The organism is Paraburkholderia sp. FW306-02-B (genome assembly GCF_058782725.1).
The window spans coordinates 872249-897143 of the sequence record NZ_JBYSXZ010000002.1; the positions used below are offsets into that span (position 1 = coordinate 872249).

At 60.0% G+C, this 24895-nt stretch carries 24 protein-coding genes and 2 pseudogenes; 13 read left to right on the top strand and 13 right to left on the bottom strand.

The window, feature by feature from the left end; all coding sequences use genetic code 11:
* Positions 1-301 precede the first annotated feature (301 nt).
* From AC3WOG_RS24940 to AC3WOG_RS24975, 8 genes are all read right to left on the bottom strand, one after another.
* The gene (locus AC3WOG_RS24940; RefSeq protein ID WP_492580563.1) at positions 302-517 is read right to left on the bottom strand and encodes a CDGSH iron-sulfur domain-containing protein; all 216 of its coding nucleotides are present in this window, start codon (positions 515-517) and stop codon (positions 302-304) included.
* 45 nt (positions 518-562) lie between these two features.
* A complete protein-coding gene (locus AC3WOG_RS24945; protein ID WP_492580564.1) occupies positions 563-1783 on the bottom strand; it encodes an RtcB family protein in 1221 nt (406 codons plus the stop codon).
* A 498-nt stretch (positions 1784-2281) separates the two neighbouring features.
* Positions 2282-4783, bottom strand: a complete 2502-nt coding sequence (locus AC3WOG_RS24950) for a spermine/spermidine synthase domain-containing protein (RefSeq protein WP_492582439.1) — start codon at positions 4781-4783, stop codon at positions 2282-2284.
* A gap of 108 nt (positions 4784-4891) precedes the next feature.
* A complete protein-coding gene (locus tag AC3WOG_RS24955; RefSeq protein ID WP_492580565.1) occupies positions 4892-5623 on the bottom strand; it encodes a protein-L-isoaspartate(D-aspartate) O-methyltransferase in 732 nt (243 codons plus the stop codon).
* A gap of 193 nt (positions 5624-5816) precedes the next feature.
* Positions 5817-6170 carry an SH3-like domain-containing protein gene (locus tag AC3WOG_RS24960; protein WP_492580566.1) on the bottom strand — a complete coding sequence of 118 codons (354 nt, stop codon included), beginning with the start codon at positions 6168-6170 and terminating at the stop codon, positions 5817-5819.
* Positions 6171-6695: 525 nt separating this feature from the next.
* Positions 6696-7088 (bottom strand): hypothetical protein, encoded by a 393-nt coding sequence (locus AC3WOG_RS24965; RefSeq protein ID WP_492580567.1) that lies wholly within the window; start codon positions 7086-7088, stop codon positions 6696-6698.
* A 132-nt stretch (positions 7089-7220) separates the two neighbouring features.
* Positions 7221-8102, bottom strand: a complete 882-nt coding sequence (locus tag AC3WOG_RS24970; RefSeq protein ID WP_492580568.1) for a M28 family peptidase — start codon at positions 8100-8102, stop codon at positions 7221-7223.
* 34 nt (positions 8103-8136) lie between these two features.
* Positions 8137-8409 carry a hypothetical protein gene (locus AC3WOG_RS24975; protein ID WP_492580569.1) on the bottom strand — a complete coding sequence of 91 codons (273 nt, stop codon included), beginning with the start codon at positions 8407-8409 and terminating at the stop codon, positions 8137-8139.
* A gap of 330 nt (positions 8410-8739) precedes the next feature.
* Here AC3WOG_RS24975 and AC3WOG_RS24980 point away from each other — a divergent pair, with 330 nt between their 5' ends.
* The gene (locus AC3WOG_RS24980) at positions 8740-9129 is read left to right on the top strand and encodes a VOC family protein (RefSeq protein WP_492580570.1); all 390 of its coding nucleotides are present in this window, start codon (positions 8740-8742) and stop codon (positions 9127-9129) included.
* 431 nt (positions 9130-9560) lie between these two features.
* On the opposite strand, the gene AC3WOG_RS24985 is transcribed toward AC3WOG_RS24980, so the two are convergent.
* On the bottom strand, positions 9561-9749 hold the full coding sequence (locus AC3WOG_RS24985; protein WP_102636823.1) for a hypothetical protein: 189 nt from the start codon (positions 9747-9749) through the stop codon (positions 9561-9563).
* Between the two features lie 956 nt (positions 9750-10705).
* The gene (locus tag AC3WOG_RS24990) at positions 10706-12676 is read right to left on the bottom strand and encodes a lytic transglycosylase domain-containing protein (RefSeq protein ID WP_492580571.1); all 1971 of its coding nucleotides are present in this window, start codon (positions 12674-12676) and stop codon (positions 10706-10708) included.
* A 941-nt stretch (positions 12677-13617) separates the two neighbouring features.
* On the opposite strand from AC3WOG_RS24990, the gene AC3WOG_RS24995 reads away from it, so the two are divergent.
* Both AC3WOG_RS24995 and AC3WOG_RS25000 read left to right on the top strand, forming a co-directional pair.
* On the top strand, positions 13618-14184 hold the full coding sequence (locus AC3WOG_RS24995; protein ID WP_492580572.1) for a hypothetical protein: 567 nt from the start codon (positions 13618-13620) through the stop codon (positions 14182-14184).
* 286 nt (positions 14185-14470) lie between these two features.
* A complete protein-coding gene (locus tag AC3WOG_RS25000; RefSeq protein WP_492580573.1) occupies positions 14471-15169 on the top strand; it encodes an immunity protein Imm33 domain-containing protein in 699 nt (232 codons plus the stop codon).
* A 215-nt stretch (positions 15170-15384) separates the two neighbouring features.
* Here the strand turns inward: AC3WOG_RS25000 and AC3WOG_RS25005 are convergent, their stop codons facing one another.
* Together AC3WOG_RS25005 and hppD are read right to left on the bottom strand one after the other, a co-directional pair.
* Positions 15385-15804 (bottom strand): RidA family protein, encoded by a 420-nt coding sequence (locus AC3WOG_RS25005; RefSeq protein WP_492580574.1) that lies wholly within the window; start codon positions 15802-15804, stop codon positions 15385-15387.
* 38 nt (positions 15805-15842) lie between these two features.
* On the bottom strand, positions 15843-16883 hold the full coding sequence (gene hppD / locus AC3WOG_RS25010; RefSeq protein ID WP_492580575.1) for a 4-hydroxyphenylpyruvate dioxygenase: 1041 nt from the start codon (positions 16881-16883) through the stop codon (positions 15843-15845).
* Positions 16884-16986: 103 nt separating this feature from the next.
* Here hppD and AC3WOG_RS25015 point away from each other — a divergent pair, with 103 nt between their 5' ends.
* A complete protein-coding gene (locus tag AC3WOG_RS25015; protein ID WP_492580576.1) occupies positions 16987-17451 on the top strand; it encodes an Lrp/AsnC family transcriptional regulator in 465 nt (154 codons plus the stop codon).
* A 278-nt stretch (positions 17452-17729) separates the two neighbouring features.
* Here the strand turns inward: AC3WOG_RS25015 and pdxR are convergent, their stop codons facing one another.
* Entirely contained in the window at positions 17730-19136 is a 1407-nt protein-coding gene (gene pdxR / locus AC3WOG_RS25020; protein ID WP_492580577.1) for a MocR-like pyridoxine biosynthesis transcription factor PdxR, read from the bottom strand.
* Positions 19137-19229: 93 nt separating this feature from the next.
* Between pdxR and AC3WOG_RS25025 the strand changes: the two genes are divergently transcribed.
* From AC3WOG_RS25025 to kdpA, 9 genes and pseudogenes are all read left to right on the top strand, one after another.
* Positions 19230-19646: a cupin domain-containing protein gene (locus tag AC3WOG_RS25025; protein WP_492580578.1), complete on the top strand. Its 417-nt coding sequence runs from the start codon at positions 19230-19232 to the stop codon at positions 19644-19646.
* Positions 19647-19688: 42 nt separating this feature from the next.
* Positions 19689-19835: pseudogene (locus tag AC3WOG_RS25030) on the top strand (carboxymuconolactone decarboxylase family protein); the annotation flags it as partial.
* A gap of 57 nt (positions 19836-19892) precedes the next feature.
* Positions 19893-20810 carry an NAD-dependent epimerase/dehydratase family protein gene (locus AC3WOG_RS25035; protein WP_492580579.1) on the top strand — a complete coding sequence of 306 codons (918 nt, stop codon included), beginning with the start codon at positions 19893-19895 and terminating at the stop codon, positions 20808-20810.
* A 513-nt stretch (positions 20811-21323) separates the two neighbouring features.
* Complete coding sequence (locus tag AC3WOG_RS25040) at positions 21324-21791, top strand: hypothetical protein (RefSeq protein ID WP_492580580.1); 468 nt, start codon at positions 21324-21326, stop codon at positions 21789-21791.
* 38 nt (positions 21792-21829) lie between these two features.
* Positions 21830-22282, top strand: a pseudogene (locus AC3WOG_RS25045) (transporter substrate-binding domain-containing protein); the annotation flags it as partial.
* Between the two features lie 224 nt (positions 22283-22506).
* Positions 22507-22707: a DUF2905 domain-containing protein gene (locus AC3WOG_RS25050; RefSeq protein ID WP_492580581.1), complete on the top strand. Its 201-nt coding sequence runs from the start codon at positions 22507-22509 to the stop codon at positions 22705-22707.
* Between the two features lie 183 nt (positions 22708-22890).
* Positions 22891-22995: a potassium ABC transporter ATPase gene (locus AC3WOG_RS25055; protein WP_492580582.1), complete on the top strand. Its 105-nt coding sequence runs from the start codon at positions 22891-22893 to the stop codon at positions 22993-22995.
* Positions 22992-23087 (top strand): potassium-transporting ATPase subunit F, encoded by a 96-nt coding sequence (locus AC3WOG_RS25060; RefSeq protein WP_492580583.1) that lies wholly within the window; start codon positions 22992-22994, stop codon positions 23085-23087. Before AC3WOG_RS25055 ends, AC3WOG_RS25060 begins: the two co-directional genes overlap by 4 nt.
* Positions 23084-24892 carry a potassium-transporting ATPase subunit KdpA gene (gene kdpA, locus AC3WOG_RS25065; protein WP_492580584.1) on the top strand — a complete coding sequence of 603 codons (1809 nt, stop codon included), beginning with the start codon at positions 23084-23086 and terminating at the stop codon, positions 24890-24892. The genes AC3WOG_RS25060 and kdpA overlap by 4 nt, the downstream gene beginning before the upstream one ends.
* Positions 24893-24895 lie beyond the last annotated feature (3 nt).

Genomic DNA, 24895 nt, shown 5'->3' on the forward strand with positions numbered 1-24895 from the left:
AGCGGCCATTCGCTGCGCGTGGAACCGGATGAGGTGCGGATGACCGGAATGGCCGAACTCCCGTCTCCTTATGCGAGTCGACGAACGGCCGTTGTACCTTGAAAGCCGCCGTAGATGTCGCGCTGGGTCGACGGGCCGCAATGGGTCGGGAAGAGTCCTTCGATGGCGCTGAAAAGAGTCATTCACGTTCATCCCGCGCCGGGTAGCGCGCGGGTCACCCGGTTACAAATGCGCGCCCTGGCACGATCCGCTGCGATAGTACGCCACCCCGCACGTCAACGAGATTCGCGACGGTGCAAATCTATTGCTTACGCGCCCCCTCATCCAGACCACTCTTAAACTCCACCTTCCAATGCGACCCGTCGCAAAACGGCTTGTTATTCGAATGCCCGCGGCGGTAGAGCCAGACCTCATCTTTCTCGATTTGAATCTGCCTGCCCCCTTGCGTCGTGATCGTGAAATCACCTTTAATGTCAGACGGACCGTTATTCCTCGGGGTGATGATTGCCGTTGCCATATCCACTTCCCACGAATCGACTGACCGTCGCAAGCCAATCAGAGCCTAACCCTTCACACAGACCACCTGCCGCAGCGTATGAACCACCTCGACCAAGCTCCGCTGCGCGACCATCACGGCGTCGATGTCCTTATAGGCCATCGGAATTTCATCGACGACTCCCGCATCCTTTCGGCATTCGACGTGCGCCGTCGCCCTGATTTGATCCTGGACCGTGAAGCGCCGTTTGGCCTCCTTCCGGCTCATCGCGCGCCCGGCGCCGTGACTGCATGAGCAGAAGCTCTCTTCGTTGCCGAGGCCGCGCACGATGAAGCTCTTCGCGCCCATCGAACCCGGAATGATACCGAGCTCGCCCGCTCGCGCCGACACCGCCCCTTTACGCGTCACGAACACGTCGGCGCCGAAGTGCCGTTCCTTCTGCACATAATTGTGGTGGCAGTTCACCGCGTGCTTGTCGATGGTGAAGGGTTTGCCGATAGTCGTGCGCACCGCGCCGATCACGGCATTCATCATGATCTCGCGGTTGCGGCGCGCATAGTCCTGTGCCCAGCCGACCGCCTCCACATAGTCGTCGAAGTGCCGGCTGCCTTCCTTGAAGTACGCGAGGTCTTTGTCCGGAAGATTCGCAAGGTGTTGACGCATGTCGGCCTGAGCCAGCTCGATGAAGAGGCTCCCGATCGCGTTGCCCACGCCGCGCGATCCGCTGTGCAGCATGAACCAGACGCCGTCATCTTCGTCGAGGCATACCTCGATGAAGTGATTGCCGGTTCCGAGCGTGCCGACGTGCGTGTGGTTGTTCGTGCGCGCGAGGGAAGGATACTTGTCGACGATGCGCTGAAAACCGGGCGCCAGCAGTTTCCAGGCCTCGTCGACGGCCGGCGGCGGACGCGACCATGCGCCCGGGTCGCGTCGCCTCGGCGCGCTGCCGTGGGGCACCGCGCGCTCGATCGCGCCGCGCACGCCCGAGAGCGAATCGGGCAGGTCCGCGGTCGTCAGAGTCGTGCGAACCGCCATCATGCCGCAGCCGATATCCACGCCCACCGCCGCCGGGATGATCGCGCCTTCTGTCGGAATCACGCTGCCGATCGTCGACCCCTTGCCCACGTGCACGTCCGGCATCACGGCAAGGTGCCTGAACACGAACGGCATGCGGGCCGTGTTTCTCAGTTGCCGGCGAGCCGCCTCCTCAATCGCAACGCCCTGTGTCCACATCTTCACTGCCTTGCCGCTTGCCACTTCCATCAGTTGATAATCGACCAGACTCATGTATCTGTCCCTTCGTCAGTTTCGCTCATCGGCACGGGTGTCAGTGCGCGGCGTATGACGTTAGCGTGAGCCGGTTTTTCCGGTTCGACAACCTGCACGTCACACGCATCTTCATAAAGGGTCGACAAGAAGTCTCTGGTGGCGTTTCGGTATTTAATCCGGCCTCTGTCACCTGCTTTTTCGCTCTGCGCGTTTCGAGGCGGGACCCGTTCAGACGTCAATTAGAAAGGGACGGGGATTCGTCGTCTCGAAGGCTGCTCGCGCAACACTAAGCGATAAGCATGACGACGATGCCTGACCCGAACGAGTTAGCTTACCGGCCGAAAACCAAGAACAACCCACTGCCCAAGTTTCATGAGCGGCCGTTCTTCAATGCCGATTGGATTTTGGCCAGGGACGGAGCTCGGTCGGCTACGCCGACGGCTGTGGAGTTTGGCCGCATGCGCGGCTTTGGCAGCGGTCGCGGTCGACATCGGGGTAGGCTCGTTCAGAGCGGAATTAGGGACAAACGGCCGCCGCCGCGACATATAGCAAGAGCGCTATCATTACCACTGCGGTAAATCCAAGATGGATCGCCAACACCGTTGCCAGAACCGCAGCCACTACGGAAGCACAGGCGTTGATGCCCCACGCCCAGGGCACGAGCGCTTCGGCGCTGGCGGCAACGCGCCCGAGTCCCAGTGGGAAGGGCATTCCCATCGCAAACGCGAGCGGTGCGACGAACAGCGCGGAGATGGCGATCTTGGCTGGATCGGGTAGGGAAATCAGCAGCCGGAACAGGGTGGGGAGGATGGCTAGGTAGAGCAGGGAGATAAGGGAGATCGCGAAGGCGGCCCTTGCCAGCAGGGACCGGCGACCTCTATTCCAGCGCGACCCTGGCGCAGGGCTGGGTAGATGCGCTCCGCCCCCTTGCAGGCGCTGCGAATATCGGCTCCCCAGTCCGGCAAACGAAAGGAACGCGCATAGCACCACCGCGACAGCATAGAGAGGGTGACCCAAGAACAGGATCAACTTTTGGATAAACGCGATTTCGACGAACATGAAGGCGAAACCAATCGCGAGGAAATAGATAGCAACTCGCCGCCCGGATAAGGCCGCTGATGCAGTGGCGTCGCCGACAAGGGTTGTCGTTGACGGTGGCGAACTGTGAGCCAAGCGTTGGCGGCGCCTTATCATCCAGAGCGGAAAGAGGATCAATATCAAAGCTGCCAACGTGGCCTGAAGCAGGGTTGCGATCAGCACCGGGTAGCCCCATTCCAGCAAAGGCATGCCGCCTTGCTCCTTCAAGGCGAGGAGTTCGGGCAGCGAACGCCATTTGAAGAAGTGAAAGAAGTACGGTTTGTCGTCCGTGGCGGGTCGAACATCGAACTTGTAGCGTGCCCAGAACTTGTCGCGATCGGGGCTCAGCAAGGCTTGCGCGGCTTCGAAGAAGTATGGCGTTTCAAGCACGTTGTAGCGATTCGCTTCCGCGGCCTGCATCCCGGGGTAGTACCCGACGTCGAATGAGCGGGCACGGCAGAAGCCCCGCAGTGCGACGATTTCCGCGCCACTGAACTCCCCGTTCTTGACCAGCAGCGTCGTAGTCTTCCAGCCGCGGATCAGCACGAGCCGGCGGGAGGGTTGCGCCACGCCGACGCCCTCCATGGCTAGCATCCCCGTCGCAAACAATTTCAGGATGTCACGTGGCGGCAGCGTGACCCAGCGCGTAATTGCCAGCATGCCGCCAGGGTTGAGATGGCGAAGATAGTCCTGGAACGCTTGCACCGTGTACAAATAGCTCTCGGAAAGCGCGTAAAGACCGGCCGACGAGGCGCTGAACGAATCCAGCAGCGCGACCTGGATGAGATCATAGCGCTCGCCGTGCCCAGCGATGAAGCTGCGTGCTTCGCCTGTAAAGACGTGAACGTTGGGTGCGCTGTAAGGCTTGCCGGAGAAGTCGGCAAAGCGGCCTTGCACCGCGTCGATCACCTGCGGATTCAGTTCCACCGCGTCGATTGCGCTCGCCTGGTGGTAAAGCGCCTGCAACACATCGGCCCCGGCGCCGCTGCCAAGTACCAAGACTCTGGGGCGCTCCAGTAAGTGGTAGGGAAGCGCGGAGGTGAGGTAGTCCAGATAACTGAGCGGCTCGCGCTGTCCGTCATAGCGATTGAGCGCGGATAGCCCGTCACCATCAGTAAACACTCCCAACTGTGGCGGCGGCTCCATGGTCGCGTTGAGGCTTAGCCCCGGTGCGTGGCGGAAAGGAATCAAAGGGCTTTCCACTACCGTGATGAGACCCAGTGGGCTCGAGCTTTCAGCGACCACGTGTGCGTCTTTGATGCGCAGGGTCTGGCTCAATTCCTTGTACTCGGACGGCCGTAGCGCGACCCAGTCGCGTGGCAGGATGGTCGGCAAAATGGCCGCGGCTCCCACCAACAGCACCGGCAACCAGGGTCGATGCCAGCGGCACTCGATGCATGCCAGCGCCGCTGCCGCCAGACCCACACCGCCCAGAAGTCGGAGCGCATCCAGCGGAGCAAGGACAAATAGCGCAACGATGATGGCTAGGCTGCCTAATCCGGCTCCCACAATATCAAAACTGTAAATGTGGGGAATCTGATCATTGAACCGTGTGAAGGTGAGACAGACACTGGTCGCGGCGCAAAAGAAAGGGACGAACAGGAGCAGATAAATCAGGAGCAGGCGCAGCGGCTGCTGCGGATCCCACAAAATCTCCAGGGGGTTGAACGCGACGCGCTGGGCGAGCGCGAAAGAGGCGACCGAGGAAACGCCGAACAGAATGGCGCCGCCAGCGAACACGGCCACAAACCTGGGCGCCAACCAGCGCTGCGCTAACGCCACCATCGCACCGGCTGCACCGTATCCCAGCAGGGCGACACTGATCATCATATAGGCGAAGTGGTGCCAAAGGATGATGGAAAACAGGCGCATCAACAGGATCTCGTAGCCGAGCGCTGCGGCCGAGAGCAGGGAGAGGGCGAGCAAAGGCGCAGCGGGCATGATCGCGTGAATTGGAATGGATGTGGCACAAAGGAAGCGCTCGACCAGAGACAAGGCAGGTGCACGGGATCGTCATGTCCATTCGCCCTGTCACATCTCATCCCTGAATCAGTGCCCGGCCAATGGCACGAATCTGACGGGCAAGATCTGTTTGGTGGAAACCGTTCCGTCGTCCGATTTTTCGATCAGCAGCAGGTACTGGGTCAGAAACTGCGCGCCCACCGGAATAACCATTCTGCCGCCCGGCTTCAATTGCCGCATGAGGGGGGGAGGGACATGGCTGGCAGCGGCGGTGACGATGATGGCGTCGTAGGGCGCGTGGGCTTCCCACCCGTAATAGCCGTCGCCCACCTTGGTTTCCACTTGCTTGTACGCGAGCCGTTGCAGACGCTCCTGCGCTTGCGTTCCCAAGGGCTCGACGATCTCGATCGTATATACCGCTCGTGCCAGACCTGCCAGGATTGCCGCCTGGTAGCCGGAGCCGGTGCCGACCTCGAGCACAACATCAGTGGGCTTAACCATCATCAGGTCGGTCATCAGGGCAACAATGTAAGGCTGCGAGATTGTCTGACCATAGCCGATGGGAAGCGGCCTGTTCTCGTATGCGTTGTGCTCCTGCTCGGGCGGAACAAACTTGTGGCGAGGCACCTGTTCCATGGCCGCCATCACGCGCGCATCGATGGCATGCCTGCCGGTTTCGGTGCCGGTGTCAGCAGTCAGTGCTGCGATCTCCTTGACCATTCTCTCCCGGCGTAGCGCAAAATCGTCGGCGGCGTGAACACCGGAATACAGCCACACCAATGCAATTGCCGGAATCAGGATGCGCAGCCAGAGCGTCATCGGTTTCACAATGGTCCCTGTTGCCTGACCTACCTTAATTCTACGCTCATGCGCGGGCTGGCTTCGCGTCAAACACGTCCGGCGGCCTGTCATGCATCAGGCCGGCCTCTCGCCATTTCCGAACTGGCAAACGTCCGCATCCTCCGCGCTGAGTGATTGAAGTACCATGGCGCAGCCGCACGTCCTGTGTAACTCATCCCGCATTGCCCAGCCGGCAGCACCGCGCTCGACACCAGATCGGGATGCGGCGGAAAATATCCGGGTCTTCCGCTTTGAGCCTTGCATCTTTTGCAGGGCAGCATGGGTGCTCCTTGTCCCATGTCCGTGCCCAAGCGTAAGTTGTTGATTTGACGAGAGCTACCGTTGCCACTGCCAGGCGTATCGTGTTTGGCCCGATGAATGGGAGGTGCGTCGCTTGCCCCAGCCCGATCGCGTTGGTATCAGGAAAGACGTGCGCGCCATCCACGGCGATAATCCTTCCTCGTTTGCCGCGGCAATAGCGCGGCAGTCGCGTATGCGTAAATGGATGCAACGGATGCGCCAGCATCCCAATGGCAACTTGCCGAGTCAGTCAGCCTGCATATACCGCCCGCTCGACCTGCTCATACATACTCAAGAACGGGGCATCGACGAAGGGCAACGTCTGCGTCATTACTATGCCGGCGACCAGAAATGCGTTTTGAGCACGCCTGCCCAGTCCTAGGACCAGTCCCGCTCTAGCATGCCAGCGGCGCTTCTCCAGCAGTGTGGCCAATGGCCGCTATAAGGGCCGAACAGCGGATTACCGATGCGCTTGTCGCGACTGTCTCGTGTCGGTCCGATAGCGGCCGATTGGTGGTCTCGCGCTACCGACCGGAGTGGGTCGAACTCGGTCATGCGTCGCAAACGACGACGAGCTTGTATGTGCACGTCGACGAACACTGTCAACGTTGTGAAAGAGAAGACGAGCCCTGCGCTACTTACGCAACGTCCAAACATAGGCCGATCAGTGACCCCATTGGGTGGAAGCGAAGTTTCCTCGACTGGGCGTCTGGAGCACGAAGCTGTCCGACAAGGGGAGTAATCAAGTGGCTCAGCGCGGCGTCATGCCGGCGCGACTCAAGATTATTTTTGCTCGGTCGATGACGGGCCTATCGATCATGCGTCCGTCCGTCATGACCGCATGTGAATCGCGCGTTGCTTCGATTACTTGTTTGGCCCACTCGATTTCAGCCGCCGAAGGAGCAAAAATCCTACGAGCTGCGGTGAGCTGTGTGGGATGCACACATAGCTTTCCAAGGAACCCGAGATTTCGCTCGAAGCGCGTTGAGCGTTCGAATACCTCCATGTCGGCGATGTTTTCAGTCGCACCCGAGATAGGGGCGGACAGACCGGCGGCACGGGAAGCGATGACCATTCTTGAGCTTGGATAGATCAAGCCCACCATTTCTTCCGGCGGCAACTGGAGTTCGGTCTGGTAATCCATGCTGCCGAAAGCGAGACGGCGGATCTGCTTATGGCGGTCGACGGACTTCCCGACATCGCGGCACTGCGAGCTGCTGGCGTGCGTCGTACGCGCCTGCGCTCTACGCGCCGCCGCATATTTCGTGGCTGCTTGCTACCAAGGCGACAGCGACACGACGCTCGCGGCCAATCCGAGCGTCACTTCGCTCAGGCGACGAAAATCAAGCGTCGTCGGGACATCCTGCGCGGTGTGGTAGTGCGGATTGCGCAGGTAAGCAGTGTCCGTCACCATCACGGCGGGGTAACCCTGGCGCCAGAAAGACGAGTGGTCGCTCAATGCGACGCCCGGCACCCACCACGGCAGTGACACTGCTTCAAGCGGAAAACTGGACGAGGCTTCGAATGCGTCGACAAGCCATCGCAGCTGACGCGCCGAGCGTAGATTCGACACAAAGCCGATAAAGTTGCCCTGGGCTGGATAGAAGTAACGCAGCAGAGGCGGATACCTTTGAGTGCCAGGCTCGTCCCGGTAGTAGCCAAGCATTTCGAGCGAAAGCATCAGGCGAATGCGATCCCCACGCAGCCGCGCGGCGCGCGCGTATCTGAGGCTGCCCATGTCGCCGCGGAAGAAAAACGGCGCCTCTTCGTTCACAAACGCGACGCAGCGCACGGTATACGGAGGCGAGAGTGTCCGGAGCATCCTGGCGATCTCGAGCAGCGCCGCGATACCGCTGGCGTTATCGTCAGCTCCGGGGCTGTTCCGAACGGTGTCGTAGTGCGCGCCCAGCACGATCAGTTCGTCAGGCTGAACGCTGCCCGCGGTCTCGACTTGGATATTCGCGCAGGGGACACCGCGTACCCTATATTCCTGACGCGTCGCTGTGCAGCCATAAGCAGTCCATTGCCGTTCGATATAGTCGGCTGCCGCGTGGAGCGCACCAGGCCGGAACACATTGCGTTCGCCGATTTCGCCGGCCAGAACTCTTACGTGACGCTCCAATCCTGCGGGCAAGTCGGAGACGTCCAGTGTCAGCATGCGTTTCACTCCTCTGTCGAACGCGATCCGCGCGCTAGATGTCGATGCGGATGGGGATTCGCCGCGGACCGAATGGACTGGTGCCGGGATAGAAATGGTTCAGCGGCTTCTTTTCGATCGGATCGACGCAGAATCCCGATGAGCGGCCATAAGCGGTCAGAATCATGCGGTCATCGACGCGCTGGCGCACGAAGCAGGCGCCGCGCTGTCCGGCGTGCAGGCGGCAGTTGCGCGGACACAGGTCGCACTCGATGCGTCCGTCGTTCAGAAAGTGCCAGTAACGGCCGGGATAGGGCGATTCCTTCATACCTGTGGCGGCCTTGACGATCGCTACGGAACTTCATTATCGACCGAATCGTTGCGCGTGTGATCTGACAGGCTGTCCTTCGCGTTGAAACCGTCGCGTGATTATCGATCGTTCGCAGCATCGTGTCGCTGCACGGCGAAACCTGGCGCGCAAACAGCAGCGAAGGCGTGACGCGATTTGCGTTGGCGTTTCCGTGCCGGCTCACGTTTCCCGCAAAGCAACATGCTGAAGCCGATCGGAGCCGCGTAGTTCGTTGGCTGGTGCTCGAAGTCGAAACGTGCAATGCTGATCCTGTCCCGCCGGATAGCCGGCGCAAGGAGGATCGCGGACATGAGCATCATGCTGAATCACACCATCGTGCACTCGCGCGACCGGGACGCCGCGGCGAAATTCTTCACGGAGATCTTCGGCCTTCCCGACGCGACTCCGTTCGGCTCGTTCCTTGCGGTGCGACTCGGTAACGACGTCACGCTCGACTTTTACGGGGCCGGTCGTGAGGTTGAGTCGCAGCACTACGCGTTTCTAGTGGGCGAACCGGCATTCGACGAAATTCTGGGCCGCATCCAGCGTCGCGGGTTGCCGTACTGGGCCGATCCCGTTCATCGCCGGCTGGGCGAAATCAATATGAGCGACGGCGGCCGAGGCGTCTACTTCCAGGACCCGAGCGGCCACAATCTCGAGATCATTACGCGCCCATACAGCAGCGACATTTCGCCGTGACAGGCCCGTAGATTCTCGGAGAGTTTTTCAAACAGAATCGGCCGCACTGAGACAAAGCAGCGCCATGCTCAAGAGGCGCGCGAGACCGTGGCGGCCACCCAGTGGCGGTATTCATCACACCACGGAAACCGCGGTAGGGTGTTGGGTGAATAGCAAGGGTGACGGGTCTCCATGCGCCCCATTCGGTACCGCAAGTTATGGAGGGCTTGCCGTGCTTTTGGGAGCTTTCGCGGAAGACGGTTCCTCGTTCGGCGGGCATGAGCCTGTGATGAAGGCGATCAACGCGCGCGTTGACCGCCGTGCGAATCTCAATGCGCAAGGCAGGCCCATTCGCAGATGATTTCGGATGCTGTCAACCGGAGCACCATATCGCGTGGCTAGAGAGATTGGTAGTGGCCTCCCTCGCTGAGCGCCCGCCAGCGGACTCCGCGTCAGTGTCTGATAACGCAGACGGCCACGATTTCGTATCCGGGGTCGGCGTGCTCGTTTGCCGCTTTTTCCGCTTCCTCATACGAAAGAAAGGACGTGGCATTTTCAATCGCCGATGCCATGCCGATGTCGCCGTCCTCGGCGGTGCATAGGAACTGCTCACCGGTCTTCACCACGTAGACGGACATCATGTCACCCTCCATGGTTTGCATGGGTAGCTTCCAGTCTAGCAGGCGGGAAGGGTTGCGGGCGGTTCGCTGAGTCCTTCCCGTAATGCCTCCCCGAATGCACTCACGCCTCGATTGTCCGTGCGTCATTCTGCGATTCAGTACGCAACCCGGCAGTCAAATTTCGCAAATCCAGTTCCGGACGATTCGGCATCCCCCGTTATCGCAATTACGTTAGAGGCTCTCCGTCGCGCGCCAAAGGGAAAGCTCAGCGATAGGCGGTTGACGGACCCACTTCTACCGTTCAGATAAGCGCGTCGACTCGAGGTACTCCGCCCCTTTACGAAGTCGTCATCGCAGACATCGCTGACCATGGTGTAGATTTCGTCGACGTCACTGCTGCTGTGGGTCGTTGCTAACAAACTGCGCCTGCGCACCGCGTGAGCTTGAGGTGTTTCTAGTGCGATGAAAATAGCACAGTCGTTTTACAGCAGGATCGGGCGATTTTTCGGCGGGCGTTTCCCTGCTGACAGCCAACGCGAGCACGTCGGCCAAAGCCGCCGTTCGGCTGTCGGCGTTTGTGAGGTAGCTCCAAGTTACATTTGCGACATTCGCATGCCCGTGCTGGCGAATGTCGCACTCGCTTTGAGCGAATGCGTACTCTAGACCCATTTCGGTCGTCGTCGGAATGGTTGCTGAACGGCTGCTTCGGCCGATCAGCGGGCATCACGGGCGAGGCAGGAGGGCGAGTCGGGTGTGGCCGTTTGATATAAAAACCGTTGGCGAACGTTGACATGACATACATGCATGACTTCAGTATGTGTATCGTGTCGCTAAATCGCGGCTGGCGAAATTCAGCTTCACCTTCTCGGTTCCGTGTTGAGAGGTCATCCAGAGATAGAAGGATCGTTATACAGTGTCGCGTATGCAGCCGCACTTACTGCACCCGAGCGATCCGCGGATCAGCGTTGCGGACGATATCATCGGGGCTCGATTTGGCCAAGCCGCTCCGTCAGCGATTGCGGGTGGCCATCAAACAGCGCCGCGTAGTAAACCGTGTTCGACAATACATTCTTGACGTAGTCGCGGGTTTCGTTAAATGGAATTGTCTCCGCGAAAATCGCGCCTTCCACCGGTCGCGGCAGGTTGGCCTGCCACTTACGCGGGCGCCCAGGGCCGGCGTTGTAGCCGGCGGTCGCGAGCACGGCAGAACGGTCAAGCTGGTTGTAAATCATCGATAGATAGTACGTGCCAAGCAGGATGTTCGTGTCGATGTCGTTCATCCTGGCCCGCGAGATCGTACCGAGCCCGATCTTCCTCGCGACCATCTCAGCGGTGTTCGGCATCACCTGCATCAGGCCGCCCGCGCCAACCTCCGAGCGCGCATTGATAATGAAGCGCGACTCCTGGCGAATGAGGCCATACGCCCATCCGACGTCGAACCCGGTGGACCGCGCATCGCGCTCGACAATCGTGCGGAATGGCGCCAGGTAGCGCAGCGAAAAATCATGTTCCGTCTGCGTCCTGTCGGCAGTGCTCACAGCCCGGTCATAAAGCTCGATGCGACGCGCGTACTCGGCGACTGCGAGCAGTTGTCGGTCAGTCATGCCGCGCAGCTGCCAGTTCCACTCACGGTTGCCTTCCGTACGCAGGTGCAGCGCGTAAAAGCGTTCTGCCAGCTCGAAGCCTGGTGTCCGGCCAGCCCGCTCAACTTCTTCGTCGGTCACCTTGGTCTGCGGCGGGATCACGATCTGCCGGCCGAGCGCCTCGGAGGCCAACTGGCCATAGAAGGTGTAGTTACCCGCGATCGTTCGGAATTCCTGGTCGGCTGCCGCCACCTCGCTGCTCTGCTTCAACGCGCGCGCGTACCAGTAGACCCATGCTGGCTGTGCGCGCAGCGCGGCCGGCATCTGCTCGATCGACCAGCGCACCATTGTCCAATCCCCGGCCAGCAGCGCGCTGCGCGTGCGCCACTCGTAGGCCTGACTCGACAGGGGCGCGTTCGCCGACAGCCGGTACCAGTTCACCGCGCCCGGTAGCTGCCTGAGCACCGCCTGATAGGCGATCGTGCCCCAACCGATAGCCCGTTCTGCCAGGGTGAGCGACGGTGCGATTACGGTGAAGGTGGCCTCGGCGGCCTCCGGATCGCCGACCGCCAACTGTGTGATGGCGAGCAGCGCGAGTTGATGGGACGCTGCGTCCAGCTGGATGCCTTTCGCGAGCAACAGGCGTGGCTGGTTCGTCGCCTGCTCGAGGAGCAGCTGATCCGGGCGCGCCGCGCCCAGCGCATCGACCAGTCTGCCGCCCGTCGTCCTCGCGCCCTGTTCATAGGCCTGGCGAATCAGCTGCCACCCATCGTCCGGAGTGAACTGCTGGTTACGGTCGAGCGCGGTGATCAGATCGACGCAGCCGTCACCGTACCAGTTCGGCTCGACGAGCAGCGCCCGCGCCGCGTCGGCCACATTTTCGCCTCGCGTGGCACGGGACTCGAGCGCATAGCACTTCACCTGCGTGTCGTCGTCCAGGACGAACTTTGAATATTGCGAATCGAAATCGTGCCAGTCGTGGCGCGCCCCGAGCACGCGAAGGTAGTCGTTGCGCAGACGGTCGGCAATCGCCTGTCCGTCGTAGCGTTGCAGAAATGACAGCACCGGTGCGTCCGGCGCGTCGAGATTCGCATGCCCCGCGCCGTTGAACAGACGCGGCTTGATCTGGAAATAGCTGAGATAAGCCGGCGCCGGATAATTCGGAATCAAGCTTGCCAGGTGCGCTGCGCGCGCGGGATCGTTGTCGCGTGCAGCGTCATGCAACTTGATGAAAATCTGATCGTCGGCGGATAACGAGGTGAACGGGGTGGGATGTCTGGCTAGCACCGTGCCAGACATGACCAATGTCACGGCGGCAAGGGCAAGGCCGACCGTGCGAGACACCCGGTGAAGTCGTGTGGACATCGCTGTTTTCTCGTTGTTTCAGTGCAGAACATTGAACCAAAGCTTAGGCCGCTACCCGGCGAAGCGAAGCTTCGAAAAACACAGGATTCAACCCGCAATTCAGCTCTTTGCGAGCCGGATGCCTGGGTCACATCGGCACTTGCATGTCCGCTGTTTCGTAGCGTGGGCCGGGAGCTGGATTCGGCAATGCGATCCAGAAGGTCTTGAACGCGGTGTTGGTCGTTCTGGCCGGGATGCTCGCTTCTGGGGGGGGGAGCGGAGGGTCGTCAAAGAGCGGCGAGGACTAAATGAAACGGGCACCCACCTGGGTGGAGATTCCTCCGCTTATGTCGAGAAAGACTCTTGACTGACCGGCGCGGCTAGAGCTCACGAGTGCTGCGAGTGAGGTGGTTGTTGGACCCAACCACGGTAGCCAGGCAGCGAGCGCGGGGGGGCACGGCCGAGACCTTGGCTAGTCGGAGGGAAGTCGAGATCGACGAACGTGGCCGAGTTTGTGATCTACATCGTCAAAGGCCGTGACGTTCGAAGCAAGTCTTTATACGACCGCTTTGCGCGCTGCGTCGGTATTTAGCGGAACACGGTAGTCTGCGACGATAGACGGCCAATTGCAGCAGTTCGCTCTCGTCGGCGCGAGGTCATTCGACCGGCGGTTCAGCTTTGGTAAGAGACATTGAGACGGCCGAGCGTCGAGCGGCAGAGAAGGGTCGCGTGCTGCCGATCGCAGCCTTGCGGGGATCAAGCTGCGTATGCCTGTTGCATGACGCGGCACCCGGCCAATTTGAGTCGTTCGACAACGTTCGGTGAATCGTTGACAGTCGAGATTACTTCGCCAGCAACGAGCGCGCTGACACTGAACACCATCAAATTGCTCAGGAATCGCCTTTCCGTGCCGATAATAGTTTGGCGGGCAAGTGCCCGTTCACAGATATTTTGGCTAAGTCATGAAGCGAGCGCTATTCTCCCCGATTCTGTTCCTGTTCACCTCGGTGGCACACGCTGGACTCGATGTCACCGCGTACAGTGGGTTGACTGTGGTTGATTCGCCGGTCCTGTCATCCGACGGATGGCCGCAAGCAAAGAATCAGGTCATTCTGTCTCCAGTCGATTTCCCTGACCGGTTCCGCGGACTCGAGAGTGGCAAGGTGTACCAGTTCGGGTCGTCTTTCGACTTCAGAGCTGGCTCCTATTCCGGCTACAACATTTGGCGAAATGAACTGGCCAAGCTCGCCGGATATCCGCCAAGCGTGTCGTTTCGGAACAAAGCCATCGAAGTGAGATACGACGAAACGGCATGGAAAGACAATCATGGACCATTTTGGGAGCTAATCGATTTCTCTGACTCGGAAGGCGTGATCGGCCCAGAGGTGTGCCGAAAGGTCTACCAGGATTTCGTCCAGTATCGCAATCAGGCGGCCCAAGTACCTGATAAATACTTTTACGAGTCTTACAGTGACTGGATGAAGGCCTTTGAGATGTGCTCGAACAATGGCGCAATCGTGTTTCACTAGGGTCTTCGCAGGAGGAAGATTTCGGTGTTGATTGTCGAACTCTCTTCGGGTACCACGACCGCAGCGGCGAATTCCTTGGGACGAATGTCTGGTTTTGAAGGACGCGGAAGACCGCTCCAGGTCGGGTGCTGCCGACCGCGAGCCGCGCTGAATCGTGACCGTTCGCGACGGTTGCATCGGACCATGACCGGCCCCGAGCGGCCATTCGACATCGCGGCGTTGTTCGTCGACAATCGGCGCCGGACCTGTGGAATTCTTAACAGCTTGATTGGCCGAAAACGATAGCGTGGTAGACACCGTGGCAACAATACATTCAACAACCGGCTGTAAGCGCTTCGATCATCCGGAATGCGAGATTCGCGTGTCAAATCCCGCGATTCCCGAAGTAGACGTTACCTGGCTTCTTGGCTTTATCGAGAGTTACATCGCATCCGGCGCCCGCCTAAACATCGGTGAAACCATGCAGGTTGGATGGATGCTTGGGCGCGTCGAGGAAGGCCAGGCAGGATCGCTGCGATTAACTGAGCCGGATATGAAAAGCTTCCCGGTTAACTTTATCGATTCCGTAGATCGTACGCTGGTCCATTTGCGAAACCAAAACGACGTAGTTCGAAGCCTGTTCCCGGCAATCGATTCGTATTTCCCATCGCTAGTGCAAAGTGCTGTCGTCCACGTCAACTACAAACACGCGACCTCCGTCTCGCTGACGCGGAAAGTGGCGGAAGGGGCAAGCTCCGGCTGGGTTATCACGGACGCGGAGGATTCGGCTGGCTTGCGCGACCCGGCGCGGTTCCTGACGACATCGCTATATCAGTTGGGCATGGACAGGCCAGAACTGATCAAATTTTTCGCGTTGCCGCCGATGCTGGAAGTCTCGATAGACAATCATCGAACGCGCGTCTCTGGCCCGAACGGAGCGCTTTCCCTGATTCCCGGGTCATATCTCGGTGAATTGAATCGCCGCATGACCCAAGGCGGAAATTGACTCGGCACATTTCCGGTTGAGCATCGGGCAGGATGCGGCCAACGGCCATATACGGTCATTCGTCTGTATCCGCACACGGACGCTCGGGCGCCTGCTTCGCGCCAGTAAGCAGCCGTTCGGCAGGCCGACAACACGCCGCGAATCCTGGCAATGAGATCCTGCGCCATCGCGAGAGTCGCGGTCGTATCAACGGCTAGTGCATTTTTCTCGACCGCTCACACGCTGCGTATCGCAGCAACCGCCTTAATCTCCACGAAGAGGGTTGGCCTGGCCAATGCCGCCACCCCGAGAATGGTCCATGCCGGAGCGTTCTCCTTGATGTAGCGGTCCTTGATCTCGCGAAATGCCGCTAGCTGCCTGTCAACACCGACGTGATAGCTGACGAGCTCAACGAGATCATCGAAGCCAAGCCCCGCTTCTTGCAGGATCGCGCCCAGCCGCTGAAATGCGAGATCGATCTGTTCTTCGACGTTTGTGGGAATAGCCCCGTCAGCCCGGATCCCAATCTGGCCGGCGACGAACAGCAGACCACCTGCGGCAACAGCGGGAGCGTAGTTGAACGTCTTGAAAACCTCGGTGCTGCCGAGAACCGGATGGGGATTCGAAAGGACGAAGCTGGTCTTGGAAGGGTGCATGATGAGTACCTTGGAGAGGAACAAGAGTATTGGCTGACCTACGAGGCGTTAAGTAATCCGCGACGAACCTGGTCCTGCTCCTGCGATTCGAAGAGCGCCTTGAAATTGCCCTCGCCGAAGCCGTCCTCGCCACGTCGCTCGATAATCTCGAAGAAGATCGGTCCGATCTGGCGTCGCGTGAACCGTTGCAGCAAGATCCTTCCATCCCCCTTGCCGTCCAGAAGGATCCCTCGGCGTTCGATGCTGGCCAGCTTCTGCCCGTGGCCAGGAACCCGTGCGTCGAGGCTTTGGTAATATGCCTTCGGGGGTGCGTCCATGAACTCGATTCCCGCCGCTTCCAAAGCCTCGATCGTCAGCTCGATGTTCGAGGACAGAAGAGCAATGTGCTGAATGCCCTCTCCGTGGTAGTCGCGGATGAACTCGTCGTTCTGATTCAACACGCCGGGCTGGTCATGTGCGGCAGCGGCAATTGGGATTGATACCTTCCCGCAGGGGCTGACCATCGACCTGGCCCGCATACCGGTTTGCCTGCCCCTCACATCCAGATACTGCTTCTGGACAAATGTGAAGGTATCCTTATAGAAGCCGGCCCACCGATCGAGGTTCTCTGGCCGCACGATATTCGAAGTGTGGTCGATCGCTTCGATCGCAGTGTCCACAACCGCTCCAGATTGGCTTGGCCGATCCGGAACCGAAAACTCTGACATGAAGTCGTGGTCGACAAAGTAGACCAGGCTGTCGCCGATACCCACAATGGCAGGCGAGTCGACGACGTACTCGCCAAAATCGGCGGGCGTCGCCAAACGCGCCCCACCCTCGAGGGCCTGCGCCAACGCATTCGCCGCGCTATCCACCTTGATCCCGATCGCACGCGCTGATGCGCCGTGGACATTGCGGAACGGGTTTGGCGTGGGATTCACGATGAAGACAGCCTCGTTCTGACGCAGAAGAACGGCGCCTGTCCGCTCATGTTGCCCGAGCACCCTGAACCCGAATTTCTCAAACAGGGAAACGAGCGCCTCCTGGCCTGGGCCCACAAACTCAACGAAGGCAAATCCCGAAGTAGTGACGTTCCGCATACGACCGTCCGCAAATAAGTTAGCAATGGATCAAGTTTGCTTCATATTGACTCGGTCCATGCTTTAGAATCGAAAGCATGCATGTATTTGTTCTTATTTTTTCATGGAAAACGCTGACCGAAACTTTCTCGATGCGACGGACCTGAAGCTGGTCAAGATTCTGCTGCGTGACGGCAGGGCGCCCTACAAGTCGCTTGCAGCCGAGGTCGGGCTCACGGCCCCGGCGTGCGCTGAGCGGGTCCGCCGCCTGAAGGAGCGGGGGGTCATAAAGGGGTATCGCGCCGAAGTGGACTGGACGCGCCTTGGCTTCCCTATCAACGCGGTGATCCGGATCGGCGCTTCAGCCGAGAGAGGCGCGAGTCTTTTAAAGACGTTTCGCGAGACGCCAAACGTCGTGGAGGTACTACGGGTAACCGGGTCGGACAGCTACATCCTCGAGGTGCTGGCCCGGTCAAGCGTGGAACTGGAGGCTGTCATCGATAGGATCGGCAGCTTTGGCACAATCACCACTTCCCTTGTGCTCTCGATACCCGTGCCTGCGGCCGAACGCATAAGCGATGTGCTGTAGGCCTGCTTTAGGCTGACTAGCAAGGTGATCAAGCGGCTGCCCAGTTGATAGCTGCCTGGCGGCGCGCGACGAAAAGCCGGGACGTCCGCCGAACGATTTCATCAATTTGTTGCATCCACCGGTTGAATCCGCACCTGGAAGTCGCCATTGATCTCGCGCCAGCCGGAACGGCCGGAGTAGGGCCACTTGCTGTCGGTGGTGTGAATATCGCGGATGTCGGAAACAGGTCGAAAAACGGCCGCTGGCGCATTCGGCTCTGACGCAGCAATGCCGCTGCTTCATGCGTAGCGTCTTATCACCTCATACAGCCGGTCGCAGTTTCTGGCGAGGTTTCTCTCCGGTGAGGTCGCGACACCCAACAGAAGTCCTGATCTCGCAGAGGCCGGCGACGTATACCAGGGTGACAGCGGTGCGGGACCCAATCCGAACGCTAACAACTCTCTCGCGATGGAGATGTCCGAGACGCCGTCAGGCAATTGCACGAGTACGGCCAGACCAGCAGTCATTGTCTCGAAAGCGCGCTGCTCTAGGCATTTGAGCAACGCGTCGCGTTGAGTGGAATAAAGGCGCTTCATGCGTCGAAGATGGCGCATGTAGTGTCCGTCGCGCATGAATTGCGCCATAGCAAGTTGCACAGACGGCCAAGGTGCCGGAGCGAGGCAAGCTGCCACCTCTGCAAACCGGGACACCAGCGGCATGGGCGCGACAACGAATCCCAATCGCAGTGCCGGGCTGATCGTTTTGCTGAAGGAGCCGATATGAATAACGCGCTGGCCACGATCAAGCGACGCGAGCGCCGGCGCGGCACGTGCCGTCAGTTGTAGCTCGCTCAGATAGTCGTCTTCAATGACCCAGACTCCTTCTTTCGCAGCCCAGTCGAGAAGGCGCAGACGCCTGTCGAGCGAGAGCGTCGGACCGAGCGGTGCCTGCTGCCCGGGGGTTAGGACGACCAGATCCGTATTCGGCTCATGTTGAAGGCCGTAATCGATATTGATCCCTTCCGCATCTACGGGTATGGGCGAAAGTGACATATTCGCGAGTTCCAACCCGTGTCGGGTGAACGGAAAACCCGGGTTCTCCACCCAGGCCTTTCTTTCCTCGAGGCCAAGTACGCGTAGCGCCAGTCCGAGTCCACCGCTAAACCCGCTAGTGATGAAGACCTGGGCGGGTGAGCACGAGATGCCGCGCGCAATGGCCAGGTAGGCAGCTATTTCGCGCCGAAGTTCCAGTTCGCCGCGAGGATCGGGATAAACGACTGAGGCGCTGGACTCCGCGCGCAGAGCGAATGAGCGAACTTTTGTGAAAAGTTTGGCAGGTAGCGTTTCCTGCGCGGGCACGCCCATCTGGAAAATCGCCGGGCCGGCGGTTAGTTCCCCGTACATCTCCATGAACGAACCCGGATCAGGCCGTTCTTCCACCAGAACGGGAGCGGGCGGCCGATCCGCCACCCGGGTTCCGGTCGCCCGGGAAGCAACGATGAGTTGAGCGTCGGCAAGTCGATCGTATGCCAGGCGCACTGTGCCCCTGGCAACGCCAAGTTGGGCTGCGAGGTCCAACCATGACGGCAGACGTGCTCCCGCCGCAAGCACCCCACTCTCAATTGCAGTGCCGATTGCTTTGCGGATCTGCTCGGCCAATGGCGTCTTCGCTGACCGATCGAGTTGTATTTGCAGCGGCTTGGTCATTGTTTGCTGGTACATAAAAAATGTTCGTTTCTGGTACTTTCTTGTGGCCCAGCGCGCAGCCACAATACAAGGGCCATAAGGAGAAACGTCCTCATGAACATTCGATCTGTCCTCGGTGCTGCGTGCTCAGCCGTTGCCTTCACCATCTCAATACCTGCTACTGCGCATGGGACCGGTGAAACAGTCACACCCAACTTCGAGCACGCCATCCCCAACATTCCTGGCAAGTCATTGACCGCCGTGGTTGTCGACTATGCCCGCGGCGGAGCGTCGCCCTCACACGAGCACGCAAAGTCGGCTTTTATCTATGCCTATGTTGTCTCAGGTGCCATTGAGTCACAAGTGAATGATGGCACGAAGCGGATCTATCACGCCGGTGAAAGCTTCGACGAGGAGCCGGGTTCCCTTCACCGTGTGAGTCGCAATGTGAGCAAGACCAGGCCCGCGAAACTGCTTGCGGTGTTCGTGGTGGATACCAACGACAAGGCCCTGACCACACCGGTCAAGTAAATCAAGTGCTTCAAGGAGCAAACATGTGAGCAAGCGTCTCGACTACCCGATGAGGCCTACGAAGCAGCCCGTGTAGTGTTCGATGAGCGGGAACTCGTGGATCTCACGATCGCAATCAGCCTGATGAACACTTATAACCGTATGGCAATCAGCTTTCGGAACACGCCTCAGGCTGCGCTGGGGCAGTGAGACTCGGTGATACATTCCACGGCGTTTGAGTTGAAGTGCTGTAGCAAGGAGAGACTCATGAAGATTTTCATTGCAGGCGCTACGGGCGCCGTAGGCTTGCCGCTCGTGCGCGTATTGTGTGCACTCGGCCATCAGGTGACCGGCATGACTCGGGCGGGCGCAGGCGTGGACCGTCTACGGGAGCTCGGTGCGGTCCCGTCTTGTGCCGATGCCTTTGACGCCAGGGCGGTACGGTCCGCTATCGAGGCGGCGTCGCCAGACGTGGTAATCGACCAGTTGACCTGGCTTCCCGCCAGCCCCGCTGACATTATCAAGTCGATGCCCAACGACACCCGCCTTCATCGCGAGGGAGGCGCAAGCCTGCTCACGGCAGCCCAGGAGTTGGGTGTCGGCCGCTACATCGTGCAATCTCGCGGATTTTACCTGGATGCTCCGGCGGGACAGCTCGCAGACGAGACAGCCAGGCTCCGGTACGACGCTCCTGGCGAAATCGGTGACAGTGCGCGTACCATCGGCGAGTATGAGGACAAGGTACTTGCCTCTCGGTCACTCGATGGCGTCGTCCTGCGCTACGGCTTCTTCTATGGTCCCGGCACCTGGTACCGGCCCGGCGGCGCCATTGCGGATCAGGTGCGCAAGGGCGAGGCAGTGATCATCGGCGAAGGCAATGCCGTCTGGTCGTTCATTCATATCGATGACGCAATCGCGGCGACAGTCGCTGCGCTGACGTCCGATCCAGGAGTCTACAACGTCGTCGATGACGATCCTCTGCCCGTTGCTGAATGGCTGCCGGCCTTCGCCCGTTGGGTCGATGCACCGCGGCCGCCACGACTCGGCGTAGAAGACGCGCTGAAGGTAGCTGGCGAGGAAGCCGTCTATTACCACACGCGCTTGACCGGGGCTTCGAACAGCCGGGCCAAGGCGAAACTGGGGTTCACACCACGACCGCTCCTCTGGAAGAATTGCGCAGCTTAGGTACTCGCGACATTCGATCGCCAATTCGTCAGCCACAGCATCGCTGCGTATCAGAAACATCCGCCTCAGGGCTTTGCGTCACGCCCGCTTTGCGGGAGAACGCCTGGATCGATCATCCAGCAACATGCGACGGCTTTTTGCACGGGAACGGTCAATCACTCAGTGGTCGCGAGTGGCTGCTCAGGGTCGACCCGAGACGGTCACCCATCCGTCTCGGTGCGGCCACACCCGGTCATTCGACATCGGCGGCTAGATCATTGACATCACTATCGGATATCCTTACTGCCGCAATGGACGGTGTAGAGGCGAGATGCCCGCATATATGCCGTCGAGGATTCCGGCCTCCGCACCGTGCCAATAAAACCTCAGTGACGTCAATACACCGGGACATTCACGGCTCTCCGCTTCCAGGTGGCCGGGTTTTGACTTCGGCTGACAACTGACAGGCCGACGTGTAGGGCCAGCACCTGACATGACGCTTACCACCACGCACCGCGAATTCCTGGGCCAACCATGCTACGCCACGACACATCGAGTCTCCGACGCGCTTTCGCCGGCATCCTGCTGGCTGCGATTACCAGCTTGGTAACCGGCTGTAGCGACGGGATGTCAGAGGCTGACGTCGCATTCGTTACCGCCGGGACGCCGCCCCAATTCGAAGCACTGCGGATGTACGGCGCCGCCCCGGATAGCATCGCCCCGGGCAGCAGCGCTCATACCGCGGGCCGGCTTCACCAGGGATGCCAGGCGATCATCCGCTCCGAGGGCCGCGACGTGCGCGTGACGGTGATTCTCGAGGACGAGCCGGGCGCTTCCTTCGATCTTGATGTCACCCGTGCGTCCGACGGATGGAAAGTTACTTCGGACGGACTCACACCGCCGAGCACCGATCCCGTCGGTTTCCGCACGCGGTTCACCACCTGCGTGAACGCGATCCGGGACAAGTATGCCGCCGAACCGGAAAAGGCTCCCTTCAAATAAGCATCGATCGTCATGTTCCCTTTTAGCGAGGCGAAGCAATGAAGGTAGCGATCGCGTACATCGAAGAACCCCCATTCGGCTGGACAGAATCAAATCAGGCGGCGGGAGCGGACATTGAGTTGGCGGAAGCCGTCCTTCGGGCGATCGGCGTCACCCATATCGAGCATCACCTGACTACGTTCAGCGAACTGCTGCCCGGCGTCGAGGCGGGCCGCTGGGATATGAACGTGCCACTCTTCGTTACGCCTGAACGGGCCAGCCAGGTTGCGTTCAGTTTGCCCGTGTGGGCGATCGGCGATGGTTTTCTGGTCCGGGCAGGAAATCCGAAAGCGCTCAATAGCTATGGCTTACTCGCGAAACGCCATGATGCCCGGCTAGGCATTATTGCCGGGCAGGTGCAACACGAGTCGGCCAGAGCGTCAGGCGTGGGCGAGGAGCAGATCGTCATCTTCGATCAGCAGTCCGACGCAATAGAAGCGAAGCCCGGGGGCTGAGTCGCACGGCTGCCAGAAGGCTTCCAGACGTCGGACTGAGTTCGGCCAGTTGCGGACGGACGCCTCGGGCAGTTGACGGCAGAAAAGCGTCGTCGAGAGCCGGTCGTGTCGCCCGGGAACAGATATTCGTCGCCGCGTACACGCTGCCCCAGCGGGCTCTGGCCGGTCCGCCTGAGTGGGCCTATGATGACCCCATCGGCTACCGTGAGTGACTGCGCCCCATGAACCGTTTCCTCATCGTTGTTGGCATGCTGTGCATTCTTACCGGCCTCGGGTGGCACTGGCTCGCGCGCATCCCGTTCGGCCGGCTGCCTGGCGACATCCATATCGTCCGGGACGGATTCAACTTTCACTTCCCGATCGTCACATGTATCGTGATTTCGGTCGTGGTATCCGCGCTGTTGTGGTTCTTGCGGCGTTGAGCGCGGCTCCGCGTCAGAGCCATAGAGCGTCGGTCAGGTTTGCCCGCTTCCAGCCGACGCTCATCTCACACTGTCGCGGACCACACCCTCATTTTTTACAAGAATCCGCCAAGTCTTAACGCTGCGTTTACGCGGCCTTTCCTAAATTCCATGGTGCGGGAGTCCGTTGTGGGAGACGAAGCCATGGATCTGCTCTACCTCATCGCAATCGCAACGTTCGGCGGTCTTGTCGCGGCGTTCGTGGTGGGTTGCGACAAGCTGCGCCGTGCCCCAGGGGGCCGGCCATGACGACCTGGATGACGTGGCTCGCGGCGGCCTCGGCGCTGATTCTGTTCGCCTACCTCGTGTATGCGTTGCTGCGCGCGGAGGCCCTCGAATGAACGTCAATAACCTGTTTCAGCCCGGCCTGTATATCGTCGTGCTGATCGCGCTTGCCATCCCGCTCGGCCGCTACATGACCGCTGTGCTGGATGGCTCATCGGTCGTAGTTCGTCGCGTCGGCCGGCCGGTTGAAACCGTGCTGTACAAACTCGCCGGTGTGAACCCCGATGCTGAAATGTCATGGAAGCACTATGCGCTGGCCGTACTTGCCTTCAATACCTTCGGCGTGCTCGTGGTGTATGGATTTTTGCGCTTGCAACAATGGTTGCCGGCGAATCCGCAGGGCTTCGGCCCCATGACGCCCGACGCCGCGTTCAATACGGCAGTCAGCTTCGTGACCAACACGAACTGGCAGGACTACACACCGGAATCGACTGTCAGCTACCTGACGCAGATGACCGCGCTCAGCGTGCAAAACTTCCTTTCGGCCGCTACGGGCATTGCGGTCGTAGTCGCGTTGATTCGCGGTTTTGCGCGCCATACGGCGGCGACGATCGGCAATTTCTGGGTCGACCTGACGCGCATCACGCTGTATATTCTCGCGCCGCTCGCGACTGTCATCGCTCTCGTGTTCATCAGTCAGGGCGTGATCCAGAACTTCGAATCGTATAAGGACGTCGCAACGGTACAGGTGACAACGTATCGGGCGCCGAAAACCGATGCCCAGGGCAATCCCGTCAAAGACGCGAAGGGCAACCCGGTGATGGTGGACAACAAGGCCGACAAGCAGACCATAGCAATGGGACCGGCTGCGTCGCAGGAAGCCATCAAGATGCTCGGCACCAACGGCGGTGGCTTCTTTAACGGCAACTCCGCGCATCCGTACGAGAATCCGACGCCGTTCGCGAACTTTGTTCAGATGATTGCGATGCTGGTCATCCCGGCAGCGTTGTGCCTCGTGTTTGGCCGGATGGTCGGCGACCGGCGTCAGGGCTATGCGGTACTCGCCGCGATGACGATCGCATTCGCAATCGGCGGTTGGGGCGAAATTTCTGCCGAGCAAAGCGGCAATCCGCTGTTTACGTCGCTACATGTCGATCAAACCGCGTCCGCCTTGCAGGCAGGCGGCAACATGGAAGGCAAGGAAACCCGCTTCGGCATCGCGCAATCCGGCATCTTTACCGTGGCGACCACGTCCGCGTCTTGCGGCGCCGTCAACAACGCGCACGATTCGCTGACGCCGATGGGAGGCTTCATTCCGCTCCTGCTGATCGAGCTTGGCGAAGTGATCTTCGGCGGCGTCGGCTCCGGTCTCTACGGCATGCTCGTCTTCGCGCTGCTCGCCGTATTCGTCGCCGGCCTGATGATCGGGCGAACGCCCGAGTACATCGGCAAGAAGATCGAGTCGTATGAGATGAAGATGGTTTCGATCGCCGTGCTGCTGACGCCGCTGCTCGTGCTGGTCGGCGCGTCGATCGGCGTGTTGACGGCCGCCGGCACGGCGGGGATCGCGAATCCCGGGCCGCACGGATTTTCCGAAATCCTCTACGCCTATAGTTCGGCGGCCAATAACAACGGTAGCGCTTTTGCCGGCCTGTCGGTCAATACGCCGTTCTACAACTCGACGCTGGCAATCGCCATGTGGTTCGGTCGTTTCGGTTCGATCGTGCCGGTGCTCGCCATCGCCGGATCGCTTGCGGCGAAGAAACGCATATCGGCCACCGCAGGGACGCTGCCAACGCATGGCCCGCTATTCGTCGTGCTGCTGCTCGGCACGGTGGTGCTGGTCGGCGCGCTGACCTATGTGCCGGCGCTGGCGCTCGGCCCCGTTGTCGAACATCTGATGATGGTCGCGAGCCATTGATTG